Raw genomic sequence first — 9,867 nt, forward strand, 5'->3', positions numbered from 1 at the left:
TTTTGCAGGATTCGTTAATTTAAAACGAATGAGAACGGCAGTGAACAGGTGCAGGGGCTGTTGTCCGACTGCAGTCGGGCGGATGATACCGTCACGCGGCGGCTCCGGGCCAACCTGTCGCATACGCCGCACTCCCGCTTCGGCATTCATCGCGATGCCGATTTTGCCGTCGCGCAGTTCGACCGGATAACTTCTGGCGCGGGTGCGCCCGCTAACGAGAGTCCCCCCAGCCGCGGACATCTCGCTCGCCCAGCTGTGCCACGTACAGCGGACGATCTCGTCCACCCGGCCGCGGACATCTCGCTCGCCCAGCTGTGCCACGTACAATGGACGAACCCGCCCGCCCGGCCGTGGAGACTCGCCCGCCCAGCTGTACCACGGACAGCCGCGTACGGAGGGGACTATGGCGGTACACGGCCTTTCGACCTTTACGCCTGATGCACGCGGAGAGGCAGCTGAGTCAGCATTTGGCCGGCCGCGGACGGCGTCAGGTTCTCTTCCAGCTGAAAGCCGGGAACCGGCTCGATTTGTTGAAATTGATCCATGAACATACCGATGCCGATATTTGCCTCCAACCGGGCCAGCGGCGCGCCCAAACAGAAGTGAGGGCCGATCCCGAAGGTCAGATGTTTCTTATTGTTGGGACGATGAATGTTCAAGGTAAAAGGATCTTCAAACACCTCTTTATCCATATTCGCGGCGCTCATCCAGGCGACGACGACATCGCCTTTTTTAAATGTACGCCGAGCACGCGATTGTCCTGTTTGACGGTTCGATCCATTTTGGCGATATGGAACCGATAGCGCAACATCTCCTCCACCGTGTTGGGAAGCAACTCCCGGCTCGCCCGGACTTCCGAATAAATACTGGTGTCATCGTACAGGAAGGAGTAGAACGTGTTGGCCAGCAGATGGCTCGTCGTTTCAATGCCGGCTCCGAGAAGAAACATGGTGGTTCTGACGATCTCGTCGTCGGACAATCGTTCTCCGTCAACCTCAACCCGGATCAGGTCCGAGATGATGTCGTCCGTCAGATTCGATCTTTTCCGCACAATATGAGGAAAGAGGTAGTCGTAGTATTCTTTGGCGGCGCGGCGCTTCAGCTCATTTACGTCTTCCGCATTGTCCTTGGGCAGCGGCAGAAACAAATGGTCTACCCATTGTTTAAACAACAGCCGGTCTTCCGAAGGAACGCCGAGCAGATCGGCGATAACGATCGTCGGCAGCGCACCGGTAAAATCCTTGACGACATCGATCACCGGCGCGTCTTCCATCTCCTTCAGCAGCTGGCTTGCAATTTCCTGAATTCGCGGCTCCCACAGTTTCAGGCTGCGAGGGGTAAAGGCGGCGGCAATCAGCGAACGGCTTTTTGGTGCTCCGGAGGGTCGGAACTCAGATTGATTTTGCTCATATGGCGCCCTTCGTCGTTGTCGGCCCCTACGCTGATCGTCGTGCGCGTTCGCACGCTGGAGAAGTATTCGTGATCGCTGAGCACTCTTTTGACATCTTCGTACCGAAACACATTCCAGGTGTCGGTCGCCTCGTGGTAGCTGATCGGCTCGTTTTCCAATTTGTGCCTGTACCAATCATAGGGGTTGAATTCTTCGGACGGTGAACCGAACTGGGTGATTTCGGCTAAGGAAATAATTTCGTTTTGCAACTCGCATCCCTCCCGGTCGATTATCGCAACGATATCGTTACGTTATCATATGTTAATTTAACATATTAAGCGGATGGAAACGACTTCCTTATGACCCATGTCCAAAGGCATTGCTTCCGCCCCTTCCTGTCGAATTTCGGTTGAAGAGCGAACAGGGAGTTGGTATGCTTACGGTAGATAAACCGGTGCAACCGCCAAAACAGACGAGGGGGCAGCAATCATGTATATGGACCTACTCATATTAATTCAGATCGAAAAAGCCCCCAAACACGGATATGAAATTAAAAAAGAAATCCAGAAGGACCTCGGGTATTTAATGGACGTGAACCACAATCTGTTATATCCGGCATTGCGCCGTTTTACGGAAGAGGGGGCTGTAAGCCGAAAACGGATCGAGCAGGAAGGCAGACCGAATCAGTATGTGTACGAAATCACGGCCGCAGGGAAAGAGAAAATCGTGGAGCTTGTCAATGCGTTTACGGAAAAAGAGGCCAAGCATTACATCGAGTTCATGATACGGGTGTCGTTGTTTGACCGAATTTCCCGGGAAAACCGGCTTCGAATATTGAATATGAGAAAGCGTCATCTCGAAGCCCAGTTGGCGGATATTGAGAAGCGGAAGGACGACCATGCGGGAATGTTCCGAAGCGAGGTTCTGCAATATTCGTTATCCCGGGTGAGAGGAGAAATGTTGTGGATCGACGAGCTCATCCGCAAGACCGACAATACCGATATGGAATCGAACTGAGAAACCGGCCAGGCGAAGGCCGGTTTTTTTATTGGTCGCTGTGCCGGGTTTTGATTCCTTTCTTCGCGTTTGCCGGTTGATGGTTCAAAATTTTTACAAGCTGCTCTTGCATATAAGAGGGCGGATGGGCAAATCCGCTCTCAATCCAGTGAAAGATCAGCCCGAGCAGCGCGTGAAGCGAATAGACGACCAGCAATTCCGGATCGACATCGGAGTCGTCGTGAACCAGCTCTTCCATTATGATTCGCTTCAGCGAAACGAACATTTTTTCTTTCAGCACCGGCAGCGCGTCGCTTCTGGTCACAATGGCGTAGAAGTCGGCGTGCTGGGCAATATGATCGAAAATCATAATCGAATTCGCGTGCAGCTCGTGAGGGTAAAAGACATTCACCTTTTCGTACGGCGCCCGGAAGGATCGGAGCAAATCCTTTATCGTCTCGGAGATCATATCGTCCAGGAGATCCTCTTTATTCGCATAATTGGCATAAAAGGTCCCTCTGTTATACTTCGCCTGTTTGACGATATCGGTGATGGAAACGGCGGCAAACGGCTTTTGGGCCATAAGCTGCAGCAGTGCTTTGCGCATATCCGCTTTGCTGCGAACGACACGGGGGTCGGTTTTGGTCCCGGTTTGACGCATATCGGGCGATCATCCTTTGCAGTTCATGTACAATCGATGCCGAATTGTCGGGTAATCGACATTTGCACGATTTTTATTGATTGCATCCGGCTTTCGTGATTCATTACACTAAACCTAACAGGTGTTCGTTAATGAACACATGTTTATTTTACCACAAAACGGAGGTTAGAGGGATGAAGCTTTCCGGAAAAGTAGCAGTGGTGACAGGTGCGGCCTCGGGTATGGGGAAAGCGATCGCAGAGCTCTTCGCCGAGGAGGGAGCCAAGGTCGTCGTTTCGGATTTGAATGTGGAGCATGCCGATCAGGTGGTCAAAGGAATCGAAGCCAAAGGGGGGACGGCCGTTGCGGTAGCGGCCAATGTTGCCGTTGAAGCGGATGTTCAGCGGCTGATCGACAGCGCGGTCGAACATTTTGGGACGGTGGATATTCTGGTCAATAATGCCGGCATTATGGATAATTTCGTTCCTGCCGGGGAATTGACGGACGAGCTGTGGGAGAAAGTGTTCGCCGTCAACGCGACCGGTCCGATGCGGACGACGCGCAAGGTGCTTCCCATTTTCACGGAAAAGAAAAAGGGCGTCATCGTGAACATCGCCTCGGCCGGCGGACTGTTCGGCTCGCGCGCGGGCGCCGCCTATACCGCGTCCAAACACGCCGTCGTCGGCTTCACGAAAAATGTCGGCTTTCAATACGCGAATCTCGGCATTCGCTGCAACGCCATTGCGCCGGGAGGCGTGAATACGAATATCGCCGCATCCCTCACGGCGCCCAGTCCGTTCGGAGCGGAACGTGCGTCCGTCGGGATGGCCGTCAACCCGAGGGTGGGCGAACCGCAAGAGATAGCCAAGGTCGCGCTGTTCCTGGCTTCCGATGATTCCAGCTTCGTCAACGGCACCACGATTGTTGCCGATGCCGGTTGGACAGCCTATTGATGGATAATATCGTACCGGCTTGAATATGTCGGCTTGAATATATCGCCTTGAATATATCGTATCGAATCCGCGCAAACCGCGGATTTTTTTCTTTTTACGCTTTGGATAAGTACACATGATTTTGATGTGTAAATTTTAATATCGACGCATTTTTTCTCATTTTTGCTTTTAGTAATTGTTTCCTGTCATGAATGGCTAAAGTGAAAATGGGTCTTTGGTCCTGCATGCGAATTGGTCGTGAAAATGGACGTGGCTGTCATTGACTGCGGAGGCCGCAAACGCATGGGGCGCAGGCGGTTTCGGGTTGTCCGGGGAGGAGGTGCCGGCAAGCGGAACGCTGAACGGTGAGGCGAAATTCCATATATCGCAGATGGTTCTAAGTGCCTAAACGGGATGACGGCAAGATGGGACGAGCGGTCGATGACTGGTCGGCCGATACGATTCTAGAATGTAGGCGAATCAACCGGCCGCGGACCGGATGCACGGTAACGTTACCGATCGAAACCAATCGTCAGGAGGTTGAATACGCCAACATGAGGATCAGAAGCAGCATCGTCAAAGTTACGCTGGCTGCGGCGCTCGTAGCCGGAAGCCTGACAGCAGTCGGAACGATCGGAAAAGGGGCGGCCTATGCGGCCCAGGCGACCGCTGTAGTCGAATGGGGAGTCAATTTGCGGACAGGCCCGTCCACTTCAGCGAAGGTCATCCGGATGCTCAAGAAGGGCGAGCGGATCAGCGTCATCAGCCAGACCAACAAATACTGGCTCCATGTGCGGGATGCAAACGGAAAAACCGGCTATATTTCTTCTTCACCCAAATATACATCTATCGTTTCCGGCGGCAGCCAGCCCGCCCCGTCCAAGCCGTCTGCCTCGTCGAAATCGGTCGAAGCTGTCATTGCCGCCGGCATGAAATATTTGGGCACGCCGTATGAATACGGTTCGAGCCGCAGCAATACGCGCACGTTCGACTGCTCGGACTTCGTCCGCCAGGCGTTCCTCGACGGCGTTGGCCTCAAGCTGCCGGCCGATTCGCGTTCCCAAGGCAAATATGTGAAGGACAAGGGCGGCATAAAGACCAATTGGCGCAATCTGAAGCGGGGCGACTTGATGTTCTTCATGTCTTATCGGGGCTCGAAAGCTTCGGCTTATGCGGGCGTGAACAAATCGACGGCGAGAATTACGCATGTCGGCATTTACCTGGGAGACGGCAAAGTATTGCATACGTATTCCAAGGAATCCGGCGGCGTACGGGTCGACAGTATTGTCGGAAAGCATTGGGAATACCGTTTCCTATACGGCGGCAGCGCATTGTAAGCGGAGTGTTCATTCCCTCGGCTTGCGGCGGGCGACGCCGCTTTGCCAGGCGGCCAGCGCGACGCGGCGCCGCACTTCCTCGACGACGTGCTGATTGAATACGCTCGGTATAATATACATCGGGCTCAGCTCGTCGTCCCCGACGACGGAAGCGATCGCTTCGGCCGCGGCGAGCTTCATTGCCTCATTGATCTCACTCGCCCGGCAATCGAGCGCGCCGCGGAAAATGCCGGGAAAGCACAGCACATTGTTGATCTGGTTCGGATAGTCGGATCGCCCGGTCGCGAACACGGCCACGAGATCTTCGGCCAGTTCGGGGCGAATTTCCGGTTCGGGGTTGGCCATCGCGAAGACGATCGGATCCGGCGCCATCGCCCGGATATGATCGCGGGTCAGAATGCCGCCGGCGGACAGGCCGATGAACACATCGGCGCCTTGCAGCGCGTCGGCGAGTCCGCCGGAGAGGCGCTGCGGATTCGTATGCTCGGCATACCATTGCCACATCGGATGCGAATACGTTTTGTCCGCGGTAAGGATGCCCTCCTTGTCGACGCCGATCACATGGCGCGCGCCGCCGGCCAGCAGCATCTTCGTGCAGGCGGTTCCCGCCGCGCCGATGCCGCACACGACGATGCGGGCGTCTTCGATCGCGCGGCCTGTCAGCTTCAGCGCATTCAGCAGACCGGCGTACAGTACGACCGCCGTTCCGTGCTGATCGTCATGAAAGACGGGGATGTCGAGCTCTTCCCGCAGCCGTCTTTCGACTTCGAAGCAGCGGGGAGACGCGATATCTTCCAGATTGATACCGCCGAAAGCGGGCGCAATCGCCTTGACGGTGGCCACGATGGCGTCCGTATCCTGCGTATGCAGGCAGATCGGAAAGGCGTCGACATCGGCGAACTGCTTGAACAGCATCGCCTTGCCTTCCATTACCGGCATGGCCGCATACGGACCGATATTGCCGAGTCCGAGCACGGCGCTGCCGTCGGAGACGACGGCGACCGTATTGCGCTTGATCGTAAGGGAATACGCTTTGGATTCGTCCTCGCGAATCGCCTCGCACACCCGGGCCACTTCCGGCGTATATACCCGCGACAGATCGTCCCGGTTCTGGATCGGAACTTTCGGCTGTACGACGATTTTGCCGCCGAGGTGAAGAAGGAACGTACGGTCCGAGACATTGACGAGCCGGACGCCGGGCAGCCGGCGGAGCGCATCGCTCACCTTGGCGATCATGCCGGTCTCGGCAATTTTGACCGTCAGATCGCGAACGGTCTTCTCGCGTCCCGTCTGGATGACGTCGATGGCGATAATATCGCCTCCCGCCCGTTCGATGGCGGTTGCCGCAGATCCGAAATGCGCTTGCCTCGTATCGAGCTCAAGCCGCAAAATAATCGTCTTGCCATCCAACGCATGCTCCTTCATCATTCCCTCTCCCTTCTCCGATCTAGCATTGTATGCCTACACTTTACCCTTCATTCCCATACGTTATTCGGCTGCGAATTTGAAAAAGAAGCCGTCACTGCATCAGTCGCAGGACGGCGCGAGGACATTGCATCGGATCGTATTGTTGATTGCGCTTCGACATCAGCGTCCGGCGGAAATACCCTGCCGCGTACGGCTCGCGAATCAGCGCGAACCATTTGTCGATCGTGTCGGTCGAGTCGAGCAGCTCGCCGAAACCGTTGCGAACGAAGTATTCGGCGTTCTCTTCCTCCTGTCCGGGAATCGGGTGGTAGAAGAGCATCGGAATCCCTTTGCTCATTCCTTCGGTGCAGGTCATCCCGCCCGGCTTCGTGATCAGCAGGTCCGAGGCGTCCATCAGCTTGCTGACTTCGCGGGTAAACCCGAGCACCTTGATGTTCGGATGGATGAACAGCGGATCGGCAAGCATTTTTTCGCGAATTTTGTCATTGTTGCCGACGCAGAATATGAGCTGAATGTCTTCCCGGTAGCGGGTCATATAAGTCAGCAATTCGTCTTCATATATAATTCCCCAGCCGCCGCCCATAATGAGCACGGTCGGCATCGGCTTAAGACCGAATTGCTTTTGAATCTCGTTTTTGTCGTACGTTTTCCAGAAATCGGGATGAACCGGAATACCCGTCACTTCAATCCGATTTTCGGGAATGCCCCTGTTTATCAGTTTATTGCGGACTAGCGGAGTCGATACTAGATATTTGTTTACTTCCCGGCTTGTCCAGGTGCCGTGCGCATCGTAATCGGTGATGAGCGTATATAAAGGAATATCGAGCCCAAGCCGCTTCAGCCTTGATACGACCGCATTGGGAACCGGGTGGGTGCAAACGATCAAGTCCGGTTTCAACTGGGAAATGACCTGGGATGTTTGCGTATAAAAAACGCGGTGGAGCGCAAGTTGAGCGAACCGGTTCAGCGATTTTTTATAATTGCTCCGGTACATCATGCCGACCAGCTTGGGCTGCTTCGTCACCGTCTTCCGGTACGCGGAAACAATCCAGGGCCCCAATACCGGATTCAGAAATTTACCCAGCTCGATGACTCGGGTCTGAATGTCGGGGGACAGCTGCCTCAGCCCGACGGCCAGCGCGTACGCGGCCTGGGTATGACCGGAACCGAACCCTTCCGATAGCAGAAGCACTCGTTTCTTACGCATGTTCTCACCTACTTTTCTAAATACCATATTACGATGCTTGCGCCCCTGAACACAAGTCGGAAATGGGCCCTTGCGTTCGGTTCTTCCTTTAAATTATGCTAAAATCGTCAGAAGCGTCGATGCGGAAACGACGCCGCCCATAGTGTAAACGAGAGGAGCCGATGAAAAGATGCAAGCAAGCGGCAGAATACAGGAGCCCGGCGAACTGGTAAAAGTCGAGTACAAGTCGGGACGTTATATCGGCCGGGTCGTGGAAACGGACGGCCGGCGCATGGTCGTCTCGATACTGGCGGTGCTCAAGCATCCGGAACAGGGCAACCTGCACCGCCGTTTCGATCCCGACGTGCCGCTCTTTCACGAGCGCCGCGCGCTGGCTTATACGGAGAAGGCGAGCGTGCCCATGGAGGATGCGCAGCCTTATGCCGGCGAGGTGCCGGAATACAAGGCGTCATTGAAGCGGGCGCTGGAGGCGGAATTGGCCGCGCTCGACCGGATGAAGCGATGGGCCGAGCGCGGACTGGAGCAGCTCAAGGGGCTGCAGCGCGATTACGGTTTTTGAATTTACTTGTTAATAAAAGCGATTTTCCCTTGCGGGCGGAAGACGACCTGGAAGCCGAGCGCCTCGGACAGAGCCGCCAGCGGCAAGTACGTTTTCAGTTCTTTCCCGACCTTCTGCAAGTAAGCGGGAGCATCGATCGGCACGGCTTTTCCGTCGACGAGGGCGGTCGCGGCGCCGATCGCGAAGACGACGCTGCGGCCGTCCAGCGTCAATGTCGCCGATTGCGTCCGGGAATTCCAGACGAGCTTCGCGCCGGTCGCGTCGGCGATATCCCGCATCGCGACGTACGTGCGGCTGTTCTTCACGACCGGCTTGTTCGGCGTGTCGAGCTCTTTGCCGCCGACGACAATCGAGAGCGGTACGCCGGCCGGACGCGGCCGGACGGTCCGGTACTCGCCCCAGACCGCCTGCGCGAACGCTTTGCCCATCGCTTCGTAGCCCGGCTGCTTCGGATGCATGTCGCCGCTGCCGATGCTCGTGTAGATGAGCGCTTTGCCGTCGAATGCCTTCGCCACATCCGCGAGCGCAACACGGAATCCCGCGCTTGTCTCCTTGTCCGCGATTCGTTCAAGCGCTTCCCGGAGTTTCGCGGCTTCCTCCGACAATTTGTTGTAATCGTCCAGATAGTCGCCGATTTTCGGCACCGGCACATATTGATCGGCGAGGACGACCGACGCTTTCGGATTCATCTCCAGCAAAAGGCGGACCGACGCCTCGACCGACGCTTCGTATTGTTTCAGCGTCTCATCCATCAGCGCGTCGACGTCGGACCGTCCGCCTTCCATTATAAGCTGCGCCAGCGGAATGAAATCGTTGCCTCCGATCGTGACGACGATCAGATCGGCGGATTTCAGCTTTTCCGCCAGCTGGCCGGTATGGGCGAGAATTGTCCCGGCGCGCGGATCTTTATCCGCCCCCTCGATATCGGCCGCCGCAACGGCATCCCCCGCGGCCGCCGCTTCCAGCCATGTCCGCAGACCGGCGCTGGTCAGACCGAGGACGCCGTAATTCGCATATTCGGCCCGCAAACCTTGAAACAGCGCTTGCTCGTACACTCGCTCCACGTAGCCGTAAGGGACGGACTGTTCGGTAAAGCCGTGCTCGAAGCCGACCGTCAAGGAGTCTCCGATCGCGACGATCGAATAGGCTTCGGCCGCGTTCTGCCGGGACGCGGCGGTTACGGGCGGGGCGAGCGAATCCGCCGGCCGTTCGGCCGCCGTACGCTCCGCAAGTCCTGCCGATGCCCGCGCCCCATTCGATGCCGCCGCCTGGACGGGAGCCAGAACGCTTCCGATCAGCATTGCGGCAGCGGCCGCAGCAACTGCGCGGCGCCGGTTTTTCCTCAATTTACTGCTCAATGCATCCACATCCTTGTTTT

8 protein-coding genes and 2 pseudogenes are annotated in these 9,867 nt (G+C 56.2%); 4 read left to right on the forward strand and 6 right to left on the reverse strand.

The annotated features are described in order from the left end of the window. Together PACILC2_RS08615 and PACILC2_RS08620 are read right to left on the reverse strand one after the other, a co-directional pair. Positions 1-327: pseudogene (locus tag PACILC2_RS08615) on the reverse strand (hypothetical protein); the annotation flags it as partial. Between the two features lie 101 nt (positions 328-428). Further along, a pseudogene (locus PACILC2_RS08620) lies at positions 429-1,659 on the reverse strand (cytochrome P450). A 220-nt stretch (positions 1,660-1,879) separates the two neighbouring features. Between PACILC2_RS08620 and PACILC2_RS08625 the strand changes: the two are divergent. After that, positions 1,880-2,407: a PadR family transcriptional regulator gene (locus PACILC2_RS08625; protein WP_213528561.1), complete on the forward strand. Its 528-nt coding sequence runs from the start codon at positions 1,880-1,882 to the stop codon at positions 2,405-2,407. 28 nt (positions 2,408-2,435) lie between these two features. Here the strand turns inward: PACILC2_RS08625 and PACILC2_RS08630 are convergent, their stop codons facing one another. Next, positions 2,436-3,047: a TetR/AcrR family transcriptional regulator gene (locus PACILC2_RS08630; RefSeq protein WP_062495525.1), complete on the reverse strand. Its 612-nt coding sequence runs from the start codon at positions 3,045-3,047 to the stop codon at positions 2,436-2,438. 173 nt (positions 3,048-3,220) lie between these two features. Between PACILC2_RS08630 and PACILC2_RS08635 the strand changes: the two genes are divergently transcribed. Together PACILC2_RS08635 and PACILC2_RS08640 are read left to right on the forward strand one after the other, a co-directional pair. Next, entirely contained in the window at positions 3,221-3,979 is a 759-nt protein-coding gene (locus tag PACILC2_RS08635) for an SDR family oxidoreductase (protein ID WP_062495523.1), read from the forward strand. A gap of 533 nt (positions 3,980-4,512) precedes the next feature. Next, the gene (locus PACILC2_RS08640; protein WP_062495520.1) at positions 4,513-5,295 is read left to right on the forward strand and encodes an SH3 domain-containing C40 family peptidase; all 783 of its coding nucleotides are present in this window, start codon (positions 4,513-4,515) and stop codon (positions 5,293-5,295) included. Between the two features lie 9 nt (positions 5,296-5,304). Here the strand turns inward: PACILC2_RS08640 and PACILC2_RS08645 are convergent, their stop codons facing one another. Both PACILC2_RS08645 and PACILC2_RS08650 read right to left on the reverse strand, forming a co-directional pair. Continuing rightward, a complete protein-coding gene (locus PACILC2_RS08645; RefSeq protein ID WP_062497220.1) occupies positions 5,305-6,720 on the reverse strand; it encodes an NAD-dependent malic enzyme in 1,416 nt (471 codons plus the stop codon). Between the two features lie 94 nt (positions 6,721-6,814). Continuing rightward, positions 6,815-7,930 carry an MGDG synthase family glycosyltransferase gene (locus PACILC2_RS08650; RefSeq protein ID WP_213528562.1) on the reverse strand — a complete coding sequence of 372 codons (1,116 nt, stop codon included), beginning with the start codon at positions 7,928-7,930 and terminating at the stop codon, positions 6,815-6,817. 169 nt (positions 7,931-8,099) lie between these two features. Between PACILC2_RS08650 and kapB the strand changes: the two genes are divergently transcribed. Then, a complete protein-coding gene (gene kapB / locus PACILC2_RS08655) occupies positions 8,100-8,489 on the forward strand; it encodes a sporulation phosphorelay system protein KapB (protein ID WP_213528563.1) in 390 nt (129 codons plus the stop codon). Positions 8,490-8,491: 2 nt separating this feature from the next. On the opposite strand, the gene PACILC2_RS08660 is transcribed toward kapB, so the two are convergent. Beyond that, the gene (locus PACILC2_RS08660; protein ID WP_213528564.1) at positions 8,492-9,847 is read right to left on the reverse strand and encodes a stalk domain-containing protein; all 1,356 of its coding nucleotides are present in this window, start codon (positions 9,845-9,847) and stop codon (positions 8,492-8,494) included. Between the last annotated feature and the right edge of the window lie 20 nt (positions 9,848-9,867).

The organism is Paenibacillus cisolokensis, assembly GCF_018403665.1.
In the GTDB taxonomy this organism is placed as follows: Bacteria; Bacillota; Bacilli; order Paenibacillales; family Paenibacillaceae; genus Paenibacillus_AH; species Paenibacillus_AH cisolokensis.

Bases quoted from the DNA above. Each gene is read 5' to 3' on its own strand.
- PACILC2_RS08625 (WP_213528561.1), top strand. From the start codon at position 1,880: ATGTATATGGACCTACTCATATTAATTCAGATCGAAAAAGCCCCCAAA.
- PACILC2_RS08630 (WP_062495525.1), bottom strand. From the start codon at position 3,047: ATGCGTCAAACCGGGACCAAAACCGACCCCCGTGTCGTTCGCAGCAAA.
- PACILC2_RS08635 (WP_062495523.1), top strand. From the start codon at position 3,221: ATGAAGCTTTCCGGAAAAGTAGCAGTGGTGACAGGTGCGGCCTCGGGT.
- PACILC2_RS08640 (WP_062495520.1), top strand. From the start codon at position 4,513: ATGAGGATCAGAAGCAGCATCGTCAAAGTTACGCTGGCTGCGGCGCTC.
- PACILC2_RS08645 (WP_062497220.1), bottom strand. From the start codon at position 6,720: ATGAAGGAGCATGCGTTGGATGGCAAGACGATTATTTTGCGGCTTGAG.
- PACILC2_RS08650 (WP_213528562.1), bottom strand. From the start codon at position 7,930: ATGCGTAAGAAACGAGTGCTTCTGCTATCGGAAGGGTTCGGTTCCGGT.
- kapB (WP_213528563.1), top strand. From the start codon at position 8,100: ATGCAAGCAAGCGGCAGAATACAGGAGCCCGGCGAACTGGTAAAAGTC.